The sequence below is a fragment of the Lysinibacillus sp. RC46 genome, from assembly GCF_041262385.1.
Taxonomy (GTDB): domain Bacteria; phylum Bacillota; class Bacilli; order Bacillales_A; family Planococcaceae; genus Lysinibacillus.
This window is the reverse complement of record NZ_JBGCCF010000002.1, coordinates 356574-376389: the sequence shown is the minus strand read 5'-3', so window position 1 is coordinate 376389 and position 19816 is coordinate 356574. Positions and strand designations below refer to the sequence as shown.

The 19816-nt window shown below is 37.1% G+C and carries 16 protein-coding genes; 13 read left to right on the top strand and 3 right to left on the bottom strand.

The window, feature by feature from the left end; genetic code table 11:
• Positions 1–145: 145 nt before the first annotated feature.
• Together ABH966_RS03650 and ABH966_RS03645 are read right to left on the bottom strand one after the other, a co-directional pair.
• Entirely contained in the window at positions 146–1324 is a 1179-nt protein-coding gene (locus ABH966_RS03650) for an MDR family MFS transporter (protein ID WP_370075817.1), read from the bottom strand.
• A gap of 392 nt (positions 1325–1716) precedes the next feature.
• On the bottom strand, positions 1717–1938 hold the full coding sequence (locus ABH966_RS03645) for a DeoR family transcriptional regulator (RefSeq protein ID WP_036118795.1): 222 nt from the start codon (positions 1936–1938) through the stop codon (positions 1717–1719).
• A 355-nt stretch (positions 1939–2293) separates the two neighbouring features.
• On the opposite strand from ABH966_RS03645, the gene pepV reads away from it, so the two are divergent.
• The 7 genes from pepV (at position 2294) to ABH966_RS03610 (ending at position 10248) form a co-directional block, all read left to right on the top strand.
• Positions 2294–3700 carry a dipeptidase PepV gene (gene pepV / locus ABH966_RS03640; RefSeq protein ID WP_370075815.1) on the top strand — a complete coding sequence of 469 codons (1407 nt, stop codon included), beginning with the start codon at positions 2294–2296 and terminating at the stop codon, positions 3698–3700.
• A gap of 27 nt (positions 3701–3727) precedes the next feature.
• The gene (gene dat / locus ABH966_RS03635) at positions 3728–4582 is read left to right on the top strand and encodes a D-amino-acid transaminase (protein WP_370075813.1); all 855 of its coding nucleotides are present in this window, start codon (positions 3728–3730) and stop codon (positions 4580–4582) included.
• A gap of 360 nt (positions 4583–4942) precedes the next feature.
• Entirely contained in the window at positions 4943–5947 is a 1005-nt protein-coding gene (locus ABH966_RS03630; protein WP_370075811.1) for a nuclease-related domain-containing protein, read from the top strand.
• Between the two features lie 3 nt (positions 5948–5950).
• Positions 5951–6883 carry a diacylglycerol/lipid kinase family protein gene (locus ABH966_RS03625; protein ID WP_370075809.1) on the top strand — a complete coding sequence of 311 codons (933 nt, stop codon included), beginning with the start codon at positions 5951–5953 and terminating at the stop codon, positions 6881–6883.
• A gap of 111 nt (positions 6884–6994) precedes the next feature.
• Entirely contained in the window at positions 6995–7642 is a 648-nt protein-coding gene (trmB, locus tag ABH966_RS03620) for a tRNA (guanosine(46)-N7)-methyltransferase TrmB (RefSeq protein WP_370075807.1), read from the top strand.
• Positions 7643–7653: 11 nt separating this feature from the next.
• Positions 7654–8517 carry a YtnP family quorum-quenching lactonase gene (locus tag ABH966_RS03615; RefSeq protein WP_370075805.1) on the top strand — a complete coding sequence of 288 codons (864 nt, stop codon included), beginning with the start codon at positions 7654–7656 and terminating at the stop codon, positions 8515–8517.
• Positions 8518–9021: 504 nt separating this feature from the next.
• Positions 9022–10248 carry a carboxylate--amine ligase gene (locus ABH966_RS03610; protein ID WP_370075803.1) on the top strand — a complete coding sequence of 409 codons (1227 nt, stop codon included), beginning with the start codon at positions 9022–9024 and terminating at the stop codon, positions 10246–10248.
• 81 nt (positions 10249–10329) lie between these two features.
• On the opposite strand, the gene ABH966_RS03605 is transcribed toward ABH966_RS03610, so the two are convergent.
• Positions 10330–10644 carry a hypothetical protein gene (locus ABH966_RS03605; RefSeq protein ID WP_323655168.1) on the bottom strand — a complete coding sequence of 105 codons (315 nt, stop codon included), beginning with the start codon at positions 10642–10644 and terminating at the stop codon, positions 10330–10332.
• Between the two features lie 285 nt (positions 10645–10929).
• Here ABH966_RS03605 and ABH966_RS03600 point away from each other — a divergent pair, with 285 nt between their 5' ends.
• The 6 genes from ABH966_RS03600 (at position 10930) to murC (ending at position 19806) form a co-directional block, all read left to right on the top strand.
• Positions 10930–12006 carry a M42 family metallopeptidase gene (locus ABH966_RS03600; protein ID WP_370075801.1) on the top strand — a complete coding sequence of 359 codons (1077 nt, stop codon included), beginning with the start codon at positions 10930–10932 and terminating at the stop codon, positions 12004–12006.
• 75 nt (positions 12007–12081) lie between these two features.
• Positions 12082–12603, top strand: coding sequence for a DUF84 family protein (locus tag ABH966_RS03595; protein WP_370075799.1), 522 nt, complete (start codon positions 12082–12084; stop codon positions 12601–12603).
• 440 nt (positions 12604–13043) lie between these two features.
• Positions 13044–13868, top strand: a complete 825-nt coding sequence (locus ABH966_RS03590) for a DUF1444 domain-containing protein (protein WP_370075797.1) — start codon at positions 13044–13046, stop codon at positions 13866–13868.
• Positions 13865–14479: a YtpR family tRNA-binding protein gene (gene ytpR, locus ABH966_RS03585; RefSeq protein WP_370075795.1), complete on the top strand. Its 615-nt coding sequence runs from the start codon at positions 13865–13867 to the stop codon at positions 14477–14479. Before ABH966_RS03590 ends, ytpR begins: the two co-directional genes overlap by 4 nt.
• Positions 14480–14920: 441 nt before the next feature.
• Positions 14921–18265 (top strand): DNA translocase FtsK, encoded by a 3345-nt coding sequence (locus ABH966_RS03580; RefSeq protein ID WP_370075793.1) that lies wholly within the window; start codon positions 14921–14923, stop codon positions 18263–18265.
• Positions 18266–18492: 227 nt separating this feature from the next.
• Positions 18493–19806, top strand: coding sequence for a UDP-N-acetylmuramate--L-alanine ligase (gene murC / locus ABH966_RS03575; RefSeq protein WP_370075791.1), 1314 nt, complete (start codon positions 18493–18495; stop codon positions 19804–19806).
• The last annotated feature ends 10 nt before the right edge of the window (positions 19807–19816 follow it).

Genomic DNA, 19816 nt, shown 5'->3' with positions numbered 1-19816 from the left:
AAGCGAAGCGACAGCAACAAATGTTTTATCTGTGCGAAAGCGAAGCGACAGCAACAAGGGTTTTATCTGTGCGAAAGCGAAGCGACAGCAACAAGCCCCCAGTCGGAACGGAAATCAACCACACACATTATGATGATGAGCCACTTTATTCCTTGTGGTGTATCTTAAGCTTTGATCTATAAAATAAACAACTGCATAAAACTAGAACTGCAATGACCGCAAACATTGCGTTCATATAATGTGTTAGCAGCCACCCGCCAATAATTGGTCCAATAAAGCCCCCTAAATTTTTAAATTGAGCTGCTCCTAAATAAGTTCCCTTTTGTGTATCAGGCGCAATTTCATCAATCATGACATTCATAGTCGGAAAGGCGAAAATTTCACCAATCGTGAATATAATCATAGCGATAATATATAACGGATAGTTATTTGAGAAGCCGAATAATAAAAGACCAAACACGAAGAACAAAATCCCTACTAATAGAGTAGCTGCCGATGAAAAACGTTCTGAAAGTATACTAATCGGTAATTGTAGTAATAACACAACTGCTGCATTTATTGAGATTAGTAGAGAATAGAGTTTGGCACCATTTTCAATTTTGAGTTCAATGATTTGTGGCAATGTGGAATCAAATTGAGAGTAACCAATATTTATTAAAATTGCCCCGAAAATAAAGCTTAGTAATACACGATTCGTCAATAGTATCGTAAAGGTTTGCAGTATTTTCGTTGGTGTTGAAGCTTTTGGTTGTTGCATTTCATAGCGATTTAACACGAAAAATAAAAATACAGCATAAATAATATACATAGTTCCTGTCAGCATGAATGGAATACTTGGGCTGGACAATTGAGAAATATAAACACCAATAATAGGACCGATAACAGCAGCTATGTTAATGGCTGTGTAACGAAGTGAAAACAATCTTTTTCGTTTATCAGCAGGAGTAAAATCAATCATTAATGCCTGTGTCGAGGGTTCAAAGAAGGAGCGACATAAGCCATTAAGGGCGTTCAATGCTACAAAGAACCAAATCGTTTGTGCTGTTGCAAAGCCAAAGAACACAATGCTCCAAACAATAATCGTAAGCAAAATGACGTTTTTTCTACCAAATCGGTCAGTTAAATAACCGCCAAAGAATCCGCCTACAGTGGAGATTAACGGTGCAATACCAATCGTCAAGCCTATTTGTAAAGGGGATGCTTCAATTTCATTATGTAAGTAAATTGCTAAAAAGGGCATTGCCATAAAACTTGCAATACGTGTGAAAATAGTTCCCCCTAAAATAATCCAAACTAGCGGATGAAACAGTTTGGGAAGTTTCATAGAATCCTCCTCTCAAAATGTAGAATGTTTCGATTTTAACGGATTGTTAATCAATTGTAAATAGTCAAAAAACATTTGAAGATAACGCTGAGAAAACGAATGTTACAAAAATACATGAATTGTTAGCAAATAAAGGGCTCCAATCAATTTATATACATGGCATACTTTTAAAATAATGTTATCCTCAACTGTTGATGATGAATACCGTAAATAATGAATTTCATGATTAGTGGAAATTTCACTAAAAGTAATCGCAAACTTTTGAGAGGTATTTGCTTGGAAGCTTGAGAAATTGTGGGGAATCAAAAAATAGTAGAAAACAAAAAAAGAATGACCACGACGAAAGGTCATTCTTTTTCCATACAAGATGCTTTACGTGTTACACGTAAAAACTAAGACGTCATTTTTACTTTTTTCTTCGTCGTTGTCCATTTGCCTCGACTTGGACTCATCACCAAATCGTTAAAGGCTAACACGTTCAAATCTCTTTGAACGGTGCGAGGAGTGATACTAAACTCTTCGACTAAATCCTGTGTAGACACGGTTCCTTTGTCTAAAATAAACATGTACACATCTTTAATACGATTAAGCATTCGATCAGTAGTTGGTTTCATAAATGAACCACTCCTTCATCTTAATTCTCTTGGCAAAGACTAGCGGACGACAATATGTGCGGAGTGCACTTAGGCTAATAAGTAGCTGCCTTAGACATCCCCTTTTCTAATTTTATATTCAGAAAAATCATTCTGATAATTTCATTATATAGAAAAGCTAGTCGATTTTCTAGTGAATGCAAGGGAAATTTACAATTAAGACATAAAATTTATACTGTATTTTGTGGGAATAAGTGAAAAACGTGCTATATGTGGTAGTGTTCGAAGTAAGATTTTGAAAAGTTGTCAGAAAGATGATTGTAATTTATGTTGTTAAGAGTAGAATAATGTTATTACTTTAGAGGAGGTCCATCATATGGATTGGTTACAAGCTGCAAAGGAAAGACAAGATGAATTGATACAAGAGTTACAGGAGCTTGTGCAAATTAATAGTGTTCTTGATGAGAATACGATCACTACTGAAGTACCTTTTGGTGATGGTCCATTAAAGGCTCTGGAATGGTTATTAGCAAAGGGCCAAGCTGAAGGTTTGCAAACTAAAAATATTGATAATTATGCAGGTCACATACAGATGGGTGAAGGTGACGATTTATTAGGTATTTTATGTCATGTTGACGTGGTACCAGTTGGTGATGGAACAGATTGGACATACCCACCCTTTAGCGGCACTGTAGCAGATGGTAAGCTATTTGCTCGTGGCGCAATAGATGATAAAGGACCAACAATTGCGGCATGGATGGCAATGAAACTTGTTAAAGATGCAGGCGTTGAGCTTAATAAAAGAGTACGTATGATAATTGGTACGGATGAAGAAACTGGCTTCCGCTGTGTCGACCACTATTTTAAACATGAGGAAATGCCGACGATTGGATTTGCACCAGATGCGGATTTCCCGCTCATCAATGCTGAAAAAGGCATTGCCGAGCTAGTGTTCTCTCAAAATAAAACAGGTGATGCTTCGAAAGAACAGCTATTACTATTTAATGCTGGAAAGCGACCAAATATGGTACCGGATTTTGCAAAAGCAACGGTGCAGTTCGTTTCCTCACAATTCGAACAGAATTTTCACGCATTTTTAAGTAAAAATCAGCTAGAAGGGTCTTTATTAATCGAGGGTTCTCGCTATATAATAACTATCAAAGGTAAGGCAGCCCATGCAATGGAGCCGGAAAAAGGTGTCAATGCAGCTGTTTATCTTGCAGCATTTTTACAACAAGAGTTGACGACAGAGGCAAGTAAACAATTTGTCGACTTTACCGCAGATGTTTTTTATCAAGATCATTATGGTAACAAGCTTGATTTACAATTCGAGGATGAAATGTCTGGTAAAACTACATTAAATCCAGGTATTGTGACCTACGATGTGGCTAAAGGTGGCAGCATGGTCATTAGTATGCGCTATTCTGTCTCATATCCGTTTGATGAAAAAATCACGGAAGCACAACGCTTAACTGTGGCAAAAGGATTTTCATTGGATATTCAAGATGACTCTAAACCTCATTATGTAAGCGAGGACGATGCATTTATCCAGACTTTAGCAGATATTTATAGACGTCAAACCGGAGACTATGAAACACCTCTACTGTCTACTGGTGGTGGTACGTATGCGCGTGTCATGAAAAAAGGTGTAGCATTTGGCATGCTGTTCCCAGGTGAACCTGACGTAGCGCATCGTGCGGATGAGTTTGTCGTCATTGAAAATCTTATAAAAGCAACAGCTATTTATGCTGAAGCAATTGTTGAACTTGCAGGAAACAAATAAATTAAAGATGAAAAGGATGAACGAAGCATGGCATATTCATTATGGAATGATCAAATCGTTGAAGAAGGATCAATTTCAGTATCTCCAGAAGACAGAGGTTACCAATTTGGTGACGGTATTTATGAAGTAATTAAAGTTTATAACGGAAACATGTTCACAGCACAAGAACACATTGATCGTTTCTATGCGAGTGCCGATAAAATTCGTCTTGTCATTCCGTATACTAAAGACGTATTACACAAATTATTACATGATCTTATCGAAAAAAATAATTTGGAAACGGGTCATATTTACTTCCAAATTACACGTGGTACAACTTCTCGTAATCATATTTTCCCGGATACAAGTGTTCCAGCTGTATTAACAGGGAATGTTAAAGTTGGCGAGCGTTCGTATGAAAACTTTGAAAAAGGTGTTAAGGCTACCTTTGTCGAGGATATTCGCTGGTTACGTTGTGATATTAAATCATTAAATTTATTAGGTGCTGTACTGGCGAAACAGGAAGCATCTGAAAAAGGCTGCTATGAAGCTATTTTACATCGTGGTGACATCGTAACAGAATGTTCATCAGCAAATGTTTACGGCATTAAAGATGGTAAGCTTTATACACACCCTGCAAATAACTTCATTTTAAACGGTATTACACGCCAAGTTATTTTAAAATGTGCTGAGGAAATTAATTTACCAGTTATTGAAGAACCAATGACGAAGGCTGATGTATTAACAATGGATGAGGTAATTGTGTCATCTGTATCTTCTGAAGTAACACCTGTTATCGATGTTGATGGTAACAAAATTGGTGCTGGAGTTCCAGGTGAATGGACTCGTAAATTACAGCAAGCATTCGAAGTGAAATTACCGCTTTCTATTAATGCGAAATAAATAAATCCTTTAAGAGAACTACCTAAACTTGGGTAGTTCTCTTTTTCTATAGAGCAAATTATGGATGTTTTATCCTGAAACGTCATGTAAAATAAAAAGGATGAATGAGTTGTAGAATGATCGCTATCGGAATTTAAAGTTAAAGAGCAAATGTCGATGTAATGAATGCAAATGTCTATTTATCTTTATTTAGTAATTTTTTATGTAGCGAAAGCATAGTGCTAATGAAGCTACAGCTACAGCTACAACTACAACTACATTATGCCAAGGAGAAAATTGATACTTCGATTTGCCTTCCGAGCAGTTGTAGGGAGATTAGCAAATTAGATATAGGGCGAGTAAGATTGGAGTGACCTTAACATGGCACAATTGGTGAAAATACAAGATTATATTTCACGCTATCAGATTGATTTAGCAAGATATCCAACTCAATTTGTACGCTTAAAGAAAAGTCAATGGGAGCGTGTTAAGCGACAGTGGGAGTTAGGAGAAGAAATTAGTGAGTGGCAACATACCGACGACGATTCAGAAAATGATTCTTTCGCAGAAAAAGAGAGATTTTCTTTATTCAAAAAGATATTTGCAGGTCGTCAGAAGGAAGAAAATGAGGACGTTGAACAGATCGAAATATCGAATGAACTAGTAAGTGATGAAGATAGCATACCTGAAGAAGAAACGACTTTAACATTTGAACCAAAAATTGTCTACGCACCACAATCTATTCATGAATTAAAACGAATGTTTATCGATCAATTTTTCCATTTCCAAATGAAATGGGCAAGTTCAACATTACGTGAAAAGTCGTATGTAGATCCTCGTTTTATGCGTGATCCATTACTACGAAATTTATTGCAAAAATTACCGGACAATTATTTACTTTTTTATTATCCTATTTTACAAATTAGAAAAGCACCTATAGAGCTGGATGTCGTACTAATGTCACCGACAGAATGTATATGTATAACAGTGCTGGAAGCAGAAAATCAAGCAGTTTATGTTGGAGGCAGTGAGCGATTCTGGATCAAAAAAGTAGGAACGAAGGATTCAAAAGTCCTTAATCCAATGATAAGTTTAAATCGTATGGAGTCTGTATTAACTCAATTATTTATGCAGGACGATATAAATATGCCAATTCGTAAGGTTATTTTATCCCAGAATGGCTATTTCGATTATCCAGGGTCACCTTATGGAATTCAATTTGTTGATCGTCGAAATTATGGAGAGTGGATGGAGCATTTAAAGAAAGTATCCTCTCCTATGAAACATATGCAAATTCGTGCTTCTCAAACGATTTTAAACAACGTACAAACAACATCTTTTAATCGAGATATTTGGAAGCAATCTTCTCAACCAGCCGGGGATTAGTGAATGCAAGTATTATTTATTGTGAATGAAGCAGCAGGGCACGGCAAAGGTAAGAAAGTTTGGCATCACCTTCAACAACAATTAACAATGAACTATGAAGTCGCTTTTACAGAATATGAGGGGCATGGACAGGAACTTGCAAAAAATTGGGCGCAAGATGCTCAAACCAAAAAATTAATTGTTATTGTTGGCGGTGACGGCACAATACATGAGATTGTTAGTGGCGTTGTACATAATAAATTTATAGTTATTGGTGTAGTCCGTGCTGGTTCCGGAAATGATTTCGCACGATACTTTACTACATTTCAAAATGCTTTTCAAATTGAAAGCTATATACAAAAAGAAATGGCTAACCTCCAAATGGATGTTGGTACCGTTCAATTTGGAGATCAACTGCACGAAATATTTGTTAATAATGCTGGTGTGGGCTTCGATGCATTTGTCACAAAAAGAATTAATAAATCCCGTTTGAAGCTTTACCTCAATAAAATCGGGCTCGGCAAGCTATCCTATGCTGCCGCCGTTGTAAGAGGGTTATTTAGCTTTAGATGTTTTGATGTAACTATTCGTACAAACAATCAAGAATGGCAATTTAAGCAGGCGTGGTTTGTTGCGATGAGCAATCAACCTTATTTCGGAGGTGGAATGAAAATTTCCCCATCTTCTAAACCAGATGATGGACAAGTCGAAATAACAATCGTTCACGGTATTTCACGCCTTAAATTGCTACTAGTTTTTAGCACGGTTTTTTTTGAAAAGCATACAAAATTTAAAGAGGTTACTTTTTTGCAAGGCAATCAATTTAACATTTTCGTGCACGCAAATAACGTTGATGCTCATACGGATGGTAATTATATCGGAGAAATTAGAGAGGGAACGGGGATTCATTGTACAGTGCAACGTAATGCTTGGCAGGTTATATCAGACGGGCATTGAAGATGGCCCATCACTAAAATATCATTTCGCAATAATTTCATGCGAATTTTATGGTTATACGTTATACTATAAAAAATCAATAATTTCATGAGAAAGAAATGAGGAAAAAAATTGAGATTAAGAAATAAGCCTTGGGCGGAGGAAATGATTACGAGTCATCCAGAGGTGATTGTTCCGAATCCTGAAGACTTTAAAGGTAATTGGCAGGCTGTTTTTGGAAATGACAACCCGCTACATATTGAAGTAGGTACTGGGAAAGGTCAATTTGTCACAGGTATGGCCTTACAAAATCCGGATATAAATTATATTGGCATTGAGCTTTATGACAGTGTAATTGTTTGTGCATTAGAAAAAATTTTAGAGGCTAAATCTCCAGCGAATTTACGATTATTAAAAGTAAATGGCGCAGATTTATATAAATATTTTGGAAAAAATGATGTAGAGCGTGTGTATCTGAATTTCTCAGATCCTTGGCCGAAAACGCGCCATGCTAAGCGACGTTTAATGCACGGGGATTTTTTGAAATTATATGAGTCGATTTTAGTGGATGAGGGGGAAATCCATTTTAAAACGGACAACCGTGGTTTGTTTGAGTATTCATTAATGAGTATGTCTGAATATGGTATGTTACTAAAGTATGTATCACTCGACCTACATGCGAATATGCCAGAGGATAATGTTATGACTGAATATGAGGAGAAATTTTCTGCTAAAGGACAGCCAATTTATCGTCTAGAATCGCAATTCTTTACTAAATAGGGGGAGTATGGATGGATCAGTTAAAGTTTCACAATATGTCATTATCATGGCTAAACGGGGGTGTCACTTGCCTTGATGGCGGTGCTATGTTTGGAGTTGTACCAAAACCACTTTGGTCACGCAAATATCCAGTCAACGAAAAAAATCAAATCGAGCTACCAACTGAGCCGATTTTAATTCAATATGGTGGCAAAAACTATCTTGTTGATACTGGTGTTGGCTTTAACAAATTAAATGAAAAACAGCTACGAAACTTTGGGGTCACTGAGGAATCAACATTAGCGGCTAGCTTACAGGAGCTAGGATTAACAACAGCTGATATTGATGCAGTATTAATGACGCATTTACATTTTGACCATGCTGGAGGTTTAACGCAATGGGAAAATGATGTACTTGTACCAACATTCCCAAACGCCAAAATCTTCGTAACGAAAATCGAATGGGAAGAAATGCGTGAGCCGAATATTCGCTCGAAAAATACGTATTGGAAAGAAAACTGGGAGCCAGTTCAGCACTTAGTAGAAACGTATGAAGGTACGTTAGAGGTAGTTCCGGGTATTGAAATGATCCATACGGGTGGTCATAGTGATGGACATGCCATTATAAAATTAACTCAAAATGGCGAGGTATTATTGCATATGGCAGATATTATGCCAACACATGCACACCAAAATCCATTATGGGTTTTAGCGTATGACGATTATCCAATGACGAGTGTCTATGCGAAGGAACGTATAATGAAAGAAGCACTTGCGAATGGCTACGGCTTTATTTTCTACCATGATGCGTATTACCGCATGATTAAATGGGATGAAACAGGTAAAGAAATTGTAGATAAGCTAGAACGTAGTAGACAAGCTGTTATTACATTCTAATTAATAGAACGTGTGAACCTTTTGTGTTCGCACGTTTTTTTCATCGTGTTGAAAACGATTGTGTCAATAAAATTAAGGTAATTAAATAAAGTATCGCTCTTTGGCAAAACTAGGGTTTGATTTCCGTTCCGACTGGGCGCTTTCCTGGGGGCGTCCGATGAGCCGCTTCACTCGCGTTGCTCGTTCCAGGGTCTCATCTGTGACGCTAATCCCCGAGGAGTCGCCCATTCTCCACTCCAATCAAACGCTTCACATAGTATGTATCTCGGGTATGTCACTCTAATTTATAGTGATAAAACGGAACTTCACTTATTGTTTTATGCAAACGTAAGCTATGTGATAAAAATTATTGTAGTTGTATAGTAGGAACAGAAATTAACTTAACGTTATGAAGATATGCTTAATTGTCTATACCCCATTTTTTTGACACTTTTCTCGTGAACATCTTGGAAAATATGATACACTAAAAACTATACTAAAACACAAAAGAGAGTTGAAATTTACATGGCAACTGAGCAACCATTTTTACCAGTATTATTAGGATCAGATATGAATGCATATGGTATGGCACGTGCATTTTATGAAGCATATGGCATTAAACCACTAGTATTAGGACGTTCACATTTAACGGCAACGCAAGATAGTCATATCATAAATTTCGAAGAGATTGATCGCTTAAATGAACAGGATGTATTTGCACCTGCACTTGCAAAGGTCGCAAAAAAATATTCTGATAAAAAACTACTGTTGTTAGCTTGTGGAGATGATTATGCAAAGCTTATTATCAAAAATAAGCCAGCATTGCAGGAACATTTTACAGTACCATACATTGATGAATCACTTATGGATGAAATTTTATTAAAAGAAAATTTCTATAAAATGTGTGATAAGTACGATTTTAAATATCCAGGTACGACGACTGTAACAGCAGACAATTACGAAAACTTTACACCACCATTTGATTACCCAATTATTTTAAAGGCATCGAACTCGGTGGAATATTGGGCATGTAAATTCCCAGGTAAGAAAAAAGTTTTCGTTGCGAATGATGAAGCTGAAAAAACAGCTATTTTAAAAGCAATCTACAGCTCAACTTATCAGGATACAATGATTATTCAAGAATTCATTCCAGGTGATGATTCGTATATGCGTGTATTAAATGCGTATGTAGGGAAAGATGGCAAAGTGAAGCTAATGTGTCTAGGAAACCCAATCTTAGAAGAGCATTCACCTGAAGGAATCGGTAGTTATGCAGCCATTGTTACAACATACGATAAAGAATTAATGGATCAAGTACGTTCCTTCTTAGAGGATATCGGTTATACAGGCTTTGCAAACTTCGATATGAAATACGATATGCGTGACAAACAGTATAAGTTGTTTGAAATTAACTTACGTAATGGTCGCTCTAGTTATTATGTAACAGCAAGTGGTCATAATTTAATGAAATATGTAGCTGATGACCATATGTTAAATATTGAACAGGAAGTAACTTATGTTCAGGACAAGCATTTATGGATGATTATTCCTAAGGGTGTTCTGTTCAAATATGCATCAAATGAAAAGCTTAAGCTAGAAGCGAAAAAATTAATTCGTGAAGGGAAATATACAAACTCTCTTTACTTTAATCAAGATATGAATGCGAAACGTTGGGTGAAGCTAACATTAAATAATTTAAATTATTATCGCAAATATAAAAAATACTTCAACAATAAAGGATTGTCTGAGTAAAACAAAGAAGCCATCTCAACTAACTGAGATGGCTTCTTTTGTAGGGTTCTATAATATTTGTTCGTGTATTGCTGAGTAAGGTTACACTTCTGTTAGCTCTACTACTACACCTGAGCGAGCGTCAGCAGCAAATTCAAATGTTTGCATTTCGCCTTCGTTCATACGAGAGATACCTCCACGATATACAGGAATAGTCATAATGCCGTTTGAGAAATTGTCTGTCTTCATAAAAATCCAAGAACCGTCAATCGGTGAATCCTTTTTAAATTCCTTTTTTATGTTTTCGAGTACTTGTCCTGCAGGTACATACGGAGAAACCTTTTCACTTGCTTCTTTAACAATGACTGCGGCAGCTAGGCCAGTAGCAACACCAATTAAAAAATCACGTAATTTCATGCTTTTTTCCTCCTTTTTCTATAGCTCCATTTTAACATAGCATACAGAGTGAATGCACGTTCACACTTTAGCACTTTTTAGGAAATGTATCAATATTTCGGATTTGGAAATTGCACGGAGGCTTCGCTTTTGCACTGAGCAAATTTTGGATAAACTTCGAAGAGAAACTACACTTTCATTTTATCTTGCGGCTCATTGAAAAATGGGAGTTTTCTGCTGAATATAGATAAATATGTTACAATGGCAAAGGAAGAATATTCTACTTCGTGGGGAGAGAGAGTCATCATGAATGAGGAAACATTACAATTATTTAAAACACTAACAGAATTACCAGGCGCGCCGGGAAATGAACATGCGGTACGTGCGTTCATGCGTTCTGAGTTGGAAAAGTACTCGGATGAGATCGTTCAGGATAATTTAGGGGGTATTTTCGGTGTGAAGCATAGTGAAATTGCTGATGCACCAAAAGTGTTAGTTGCTGGTCATATGGATGAAGTGGCATTCATGGTTACTTCTATTACTGATAATGGGATGATCCGCTTTCAAACATTAGGTGGCTGGTGGAATCAGGTAATGCTAGCGCAACGAGTTGAAGTGTTTACTAAAAATGGTGCGATTCCTGGCGTGATTTCATCAATACCACCACATTTATTAACAGATGCTGAACGTTCTAAACCGATGGATATTAAAAATATGCTTATAGATGTTGGCGCAGACAATAAAGAAGATGCTATTGCACTTGGCGTTCGTCCAGGTCAATCAATTATCCCTGTCTGCCCATTTACACCAATGGCAAATCCGAAAAAAATTATGGCCAAAGCTTGGGATAACCGCTATGGCTGTGGATTGGCAATTGAATTGATGAAAGAAGTAAAAGGTGAAAAGTTAGCCTCGCATTTATATGCAGGTGCCAATGTAATGGAAGAAGTTGGTCTGCGAGGTGCTCAAGTGTCCGCAAATATGATTAAACCAGATTTATTCTTTGCTCTAGATGCTTCACCTGCAAATGATATGTCAGGAGAAAAAAATCAATTTGGTCAGCTTGGAAAAGGGACATTATTACGTATTCTTGACCGTACGATGGTTACACATAGAGGCATGCGTGAATTCATCTTAGATACTGCGGAAACGAATAATATCCCTTATCAATATTTTGTATCACAAGGTGGTACGGATGCAGGACGTGTACACACGGCAAATGACGGCGTTCCTAGTGCAGTAATTGGTGTTTGCTCACGCTATATTCATACATCTGCTTCAATTATTCATATTGATGACTATGCAGCTGCAAAAGCTTTAATTGTGGAACTAGTGAAAAAAGCAGATCGTTCGACATTAGCAACGATTCGCGCTAATGTATAATGTGATTCCGCTGGAAGAAGTTAAAAGATGCCTTTAGGGGCATCTTTTTCTATGCGAAGAAAGAGGGATTAGAAAATGAACATAACTATTGGAACAACAAACAAAGCAAAAACAGAGGCAGTTGAAGTTATAGCTAGAAAATATTTTGATAAACCAAATTTCACCTACGTCAAGGCAGCTTCGCAAGTATCTGATCAACCGATGACTCATGAAGAAACACGATTGGGAGCAATAAACCGTTCGAAAAACGCAATCAAAGAGACGGGTGCTCAATTATCGTTTGGATTGGAGGGTGGAGTGACTGAAATAGATGGTGTTATGTACGTTTGTAACTGGGGAGCACTTACAGTTTCAAATGGCACAACTTATACAGCTGCTGGCGCACAAATTATATTACCAGAAGAAATTGCCCAGGAAATAAGAGCTGGGAAGGAACTTGGGCCTGTAATGGAGCACTTTACACAACGCCGAGATATCCGACAAGGTGCGGGAGCTGTAGGTGTTTTTACTCAAGGGTTAGTAAGTCGTCAGATGATGTTCGAGCATATAGTTTCGCTTCTTATTGGCCAATATTTATTCACATTAGCACATGACTAGTTTCTGTTGATTAGTGATAATGGAATAGTGAAGTTGCAACTTTAAAATAATTTTTTAAAAATAGAAAAATATATGATAATTTACATGAGATGACGAAAATCGTTCATTCGGTTAAGATTAAATAATTGGATAGTTTTGAACAGAACGGTTTACAAACATGTGAGCCGTTTTCTCTTCATTTAACTTCTTTCAGCAATTATTTTCTGTAGCGCAAAAAACATTTGTTGGCCCAAAGCCGATTCCGGACGCAATTATGCCAAGGCATAATTGATTATATTAAGTTACAATAGACTCCTATCTATAGTTGATGGACTAAATAAGGGTGAAGGATACCCAGATTTGCTGGAGTAAACGTCACATTCTGCGACAATTTATTTCTGCGCGTCAGCGGTAATTACACCAAAAATATAAATTAATTTAGAAGAAAGGGTATGAGCTAGGTGAAACAAATTAAATCAGAACAACTTGTGACCCTATTAAAACAACAATTGAATGAGGAAAAGTTTGATTTTGAATTTGATAAAAAGCACGATAAATTACGCCTAAACCATAAAAAAATTGGTAAAGGAATGGAGCTATCTCTACCAGGCATTTTAGCAAAATATAATGACAAGCAAGGGGCTGCAATCGATGAAGTTGTTTATACAATCGAGCAAACCTTTAATGCTATGGAACAAGAAATGGAACAGGGATTCCAAGATATTACAAAAATTTATCCAGTTATTCGCGCAACATCCTACCCTAAAGCCTCGAAGGAGGGGCATGCATTCATTACTACTGAACATACGGCAGAAACACGTATTTTTTATGCGCTTGATTTAGGAAAAACCTATCGTTTTATTGATGAATCCATGTTAGAGGTACTACAATTAACAGTAGAGCAAATTCGTGAAATGGCACGATTTTCCGCAAAGCAACTGCCAACAGTTTATAAAAAAGATGAAGTTGCAGGGAATATTTTCTATTTTGTTAATGCTAATGATGGCTACGATGCAAGTCGTATTTTAAATGAAAGCTTTTTGAAAGAGATGCAGACGAACATTGAAGGTGACATGACGTTATCTGTGCCACATCAGGATGTATTAATAGTAGGTGATATTCGTAATGAAACAGGGTATGATGTATTAGCGCAGATGACGATGCATTTCTTCGCTGTCGGTACTGTACCGATTACGTCATTATCTTTTATTTATGAAGACGGGGAGCTAGAACCGATCTTTATATTAGCAAAAAACAGAGTTAAAAAGGAGCAAGAGAAACAATGAATGTATTTTACAACAAAGAGCATGTAGGAGATGTATTGCTAGTACAATTAGCAACAGAATCAATCGTGAAGACGGAGTTAGAACGTGCGGGTGATATTGCTATATTAAAGGAAGCACAAACGGGAGAAATTAAAGCATTTAATTTATTTAATGCCAGCAACTATATTCAAACTGATGCAAAAGGTCTAGTAGAAGTTACTCCAGAATTAGTAGCTCAACTAGAGGCAGCTATTGCAAAAAATGGAGCCGTAATCAGCCTTGATGTAGATTTTTCTCCAAAATTTGTTGTTGGCTATGTAGAAACAAAGGACAAGCATCCAAATGCTGATAAATTAAGTATTTGTTCTGTAAACGTAGGTGAAGAAACATTACAAATTGTATGTGGTGCGCCAAATGTGGAAGCAGGTCAAAAGGTTGTTGTAGCTAAAATTGGTGCGGTGATGCCTTCTGGAATGCTTATTAAAGAAGGTAATTTACGTGGTGTTGAATCATACGGTATGTTATGTTCAGCACGCGAATTAGCAATACCAAATGCACCTTCTGAAAAAGGAATTTTAGTATTACCTGAAGATGCGAAAACTGGTAGTGCGTTTGAGGCACCAACTAGATAAAGCCATAGGAAGCACTTTAGCTGTGCGAAAGCGGAGCGGCAGCAACAAATGTTTTCTGTGCGAAAGCGCAGCGACAGCTACAATTTGCTAAGTGAAAATTGATTATATGTACTTAAAATCGTTATGCTACTATTATGCTAGTAACATAACGATTTTTTTATGTAGAATGAGCCTCTTAATGCAAGTTTCTGTTACATTTTTATGGTATGCTTTTTGTTATAGACATTTAACTTCTTTCAGAGGTCTCCTACCTCTATAGGTGGTGAGATGAATGCAGGTTTAGGCTACTTTTCAGTGGGTGTCCAAATACCCGCTAGAAATAGAGGAACTCAGTCTAGTGACCACATCGTGTTGGCCCAAAGCCTTCGGACGCAATTATGCCGAGGCATAATTGATTTAGTTAATGCTATAAATGAAGTGTAAGAGAAATGAGTGAACAAAGTGAATTGGTTAAAAAAACAAATGAATAAATTTATAAATAAAGATGACAATGATTACGAATATGAAGAGTTTTATGATGACTATGAAGAAGAACAATCCGAGCAGTTGCCTTCATATAAAGAAGCAACTGTAGCAAAGCAAAAAACTTTTCGTTTTCCGTTAATAGAGGATGAGGAATTTTCGGCTTCACCATCATCACCACCATCAAAAGAAGCATTCAATCAAATGGACGATACTTACTCCGGACAAATTGAAGATTTATCGCTACCGAGGCATTTAAATAATCATATTGTAGATTCGAGTGTTTATGATATTGAGGTTTCAGGTATTCGAGATCTATTAGCAAATCGGACGAAGAGAACTGGTAGAACGACGATTACACGAAGTCAGCCTGAACAGGAGAACCGTTCAAAAGCAAGTCTTGTTTTTCGAGATGCGCAAAATGAGGTACCGACGCCACCTAAAAATACGAATTATCAATTAGAAAAAGCAGATGAAAGTGTTTTACCCGAAAATCGCAAGCGTTTTGTACCAAGTGATGTTCCGTCACCAGTCTATGGTTTTTCTAAGCCAAGCCCAATTGAGCAATTATTAGAGAAACGGAAGGAAGAGCACGACAAGAAAGAGTTAGAAATACCTACTGCTTCTAAGTCTTTAAAAGAAACGACAACAAATGAGACTAATGAAAATATACTAGAAGAAAAAGAGCCTATTAGCGCAGTTCGGAAAGATGAACAGCTTGAAAACCCTGAAAAAATTGAAGTACCTGCAATGCAACCGATTACTTTTGAAGATAAATTAACAGACGAAACAAATGATCATAGTGAAAAAACGACGACGGAATTACCTGTACCGCAAACAACTTCTTTTGCTGTAGAATTTGAAAATCAAGTGAAAGAAGCCGTTCAACATGAGCTGAATATTGAACAACTATCATCTGACCAATCAGAAATCCATGTAAAAGAAGTAGTTGTAGAACAAGTACAAATCGAAAATTCTACCATCCACATTGGTGAAGTTACAGTAGTCCAGCCACCAATGAATGAAGATGATAAGCAAGATGTGTTGCAGGAACAGTCTTTAGAAGAGCAATCTGTAGAAAAGAAAGAAAAAAGTGGCATTCCATTTAATGTTTTAATGCTAAAAACTGATAAAGAGAAATGGAGAATCCAACAGCAATTTAAAAATATGAAGCCGACATCAACAATTGTTGAAATAAATCAAGAGGAACAGGAGCCTTCATCTGAGCTTATTAATTCGGGAGTAGAACATCAATTAGTGACATCTGAAAAAGAACAAATTCCACAATCTATAGATATGGGGATTAGTGAGCTAGAGATGGACAATAAAACAACTCCACAGTTGACGAAGGAAAACGAGTTTTCTATTGAAAATACTACTCCATCTGAAAAAGAACAAATTCCACAATCTATAGATTTAGAGATAAGCGAGTTAGAGGTGGACAATAAAACAGCTACAGAGTTGACGAAGGAAAACGAATTTTCTATTGAAAATACTATTCCATCTGAAAAAGAACAAATTCCACAATCTATAGATTTAGAGTTAAGCGAGTTAGAGGTGGACAATAAAACAGCTACAGAGTCGCCGGAGGACAACGAGGTTTCTATTCAAAATACTGTTCCATTCAATGCTGCAACAGAGAGTGTCTCAGTCATTACAATGGCACCAGTCACATCAATGTCTAACGTTTCGACATTAGAAAAAACAGTGATTGATGTTGAGAGCTTCGACGAAATTTCAGCAACTACTGAAATGGACGTAGAAACAGCTACTGAACAGAAGCTTACTACCGAGAATATAGATATTCCTGAGGTGAATTTTATTGATACGGAGGAGTATCCGGAGCAACCTTCCATATTAGATGAAACATTAGTAGAAGTTCAAGTACAGGAAACACCTCGAAAACCTGTTCATGTGTATCAAAAGCCAGATGATGAGTTTTTAGAGCCACCTGAGGAAAAAACACAAGATACTGAGTGGATGGAGCAACAGGGAGATACATTGGTCGAAGCTTTGTCTTATTTCCAAGTCTCAGCTCAAATAGAATCCATTATGCAAGGACCTGCCGTGACACAATTTGAAATAACCGTGAGTCATGGTACAAAGGTTAGCAAAATCCGCAATCTATCAGATGATTTGAAGCTTGCATTGGCAGCGAAAGACATCCGCATCCAAGCACCGATTCCTGGGAAGAGCTCAATTGGCATTGAGATACCGAACCGTGTATCTCGCGCTGTTCGATTATCAGAAGTGACAAATAGTGCTTCTTTCCTCGAGTCAGATTCACCGTTAGAAGCAGCATTGGGTCTGGATTTAACAGGGAAGCCTGTAACTATTGATTTACGAAAAATGCCACATGGATTAATTGCCGGAGCTACAGGTTCTGGTAAATCGGTTTGTATCAATTCAATTTTGGTTAGTTTATTATATAAAGCTGCACCACATGAATTAAAGCTGATGCTTATCGATCCTAAAATGGTAGAATTAGCACCGTTTAATCATATTCCACATTTAGTTAGCCCGGTCATCACCGATGTTAAGGCTGCTACAGCTGCACTGAAATGGGCAGTGGAGGAAATGGAGCGTCGTTATCAGTTATTTGCACATGCGGGCGCACGTGATATTACACGTTATAATGCAATTGCGGATAAAAATAATGAACATAGCTTAAAATTACCATATATTCTAATTGTCATTGATGAATTGGCAGATTTAATGATGATGTCTCCTGCAGATGTAGAGGAGGCGATTTGTCGTATTGCTCAAAAGGCACGTGCTTGTGGTATCCATTTAATTGTTGCAACTCAAAGACCGTCTGTTGACGTTATTACAGGGCTTATTAAATCAAATATTCCTACACGTATTGCTTTTGCGGTATCATCACAAATCGACTCACGTACAATTTTAGATGCGCAAGGTGCAGAAAGATTGCTTGGACGAGGCGATATGTTATATTTAGGTAATGGTATGTCTGCTCCGGTGCGTTTGCAGGGGACATTTGTGACAGATGATGAAATTGAAGCGATCATTGAGCATGTTCGTGAGCAAGGAGAGCCTGATTATATATTCGATCAAGAGGAACTTTTAAAGAAGACGGAGGTTTCCGCTGAGCAAGATGAACTGTTCGAGGATGTATGTCGATTTGTTTATGAGCAGGGAGGAGCTTCTACGTCCTTAATTCAGCGCAAATACCATATTGGCTATAATCGTGCTGCTCGTTTAATCGATATGTTGGAATCGCATGGCTTTGTGTCTGAGGCACGTGGCAGTAAACCACGAGAAAGTTACATTACAGAAGAAGATTTAATTGCTATGTTTGAATAAGAATTACATTGTTTTCGTATAGATTATCTTATTCACGTCAAAATTAGTATTTTTAGAAAAGTTACACATTTATCCTAATGCATAAATAGTGCTATAATAGACGAGATATGAAGATGAGTACGTATTTTTTAGTACTTACAAAGGTATTAATACCTAATAATTAGTGAAAAATACGATACACCTAATAGATGATAGAAGGGATATTGAATTCCCGGGGGGTTTAATTAATGACAGTTTTTCATTTCACAGGCATTAAAGGTTCTGGCATGAGTTCACTTGCACAAATCTTATTTGATGCTGGTGAACAAGTACAGGGCTCAGATGTTGATAAATATTTCTTCACGGAACAGCCGTTACGTGATCGTAATATTCCAATTTTTACATTTACCGCAGATAATATTAAAGAAGGTATGACAGTTATTGCAGGGAACGCATTTCCTGATGACCATCCTGAATTAGAGCGTGCTCGTGAAATCGGTGTAGAAGTTATTCGCTACCATAAATTTTTAGGTGAATATATCGGTAATTATACGTCGATTGCTATTACTGGTGCACATGGTAAAACATCAACAACAGGCTTGATGGCTCATGTTGTAGGTGGGTATAAACCAACTTCTTATTTAATCGGTGATGGAACAGGAGCTGGACATGAAAATGCTGACTTCTTTGTGATGGAAGCATGTGAATACCGTCGACACTTTTTAGCTTATAATCCCGATTACGCTGTAATGACTAATATTGATTTTGACCATCCAGACTACTTTGCAAACATAGAGGATGTTTATTCAGCATTTCAATCATTAGCACTACAGGTTAAAAAAGCAATTATTGCTTGCGGTGATGATGAACATCTACAACGTATTCAAGCAAAGGTGCCTGTTGTTTATTACGGTTTTGGGGCTGAAAATGATTTTGAAGCTCGTAATGTTGAAAAAACAACTAAGGGTACAAAATTTGATGTATTTGTCCGTAATGAATTTTATAGCACTTTCTTTATCCCGTTATTTGGAGATCATGCGGTATTAAATACATTAGCTGTTATTACACTTTGCCAATATGAAGGTATTTCACCAGAAATCGTTCAAGAACGTTTATACACATACAAAGGTGTAAAAAGACGTTTTACAGAAACGAATATTGGGAATAATGTTTTAATAGATGACTATGCACACCATCCAACAGAAATCCGTGCAACGGTTCAATCAGCACGACAAAAGTTTCCGGATCGTGAGTTAGTAGCTATTTTCCAACCACATACATTTACACGTACACAAGCTTTTTTACAGGATTTTGCGGATAGTCTAAGTCTTGCAGATACAGCATACTTATGTGATATTTTTGGCTCTGCAAGGGAAACACAAGGCGCACTTTCAATCCAAGATTTAGCGTCTTTAATTGAAGGCAGTGCAGTGATTACCACTGAAGGAATTGAAGTGTTAACAAAGCATAAGGACGCAGTATTTTTATTTATGGGCGCAGGCGATGTTCACAAATTCCAAGATGCTTTTGAAGACGTGCTAAAGAACAACGAAACAGCTTAGTCCGCAAGGA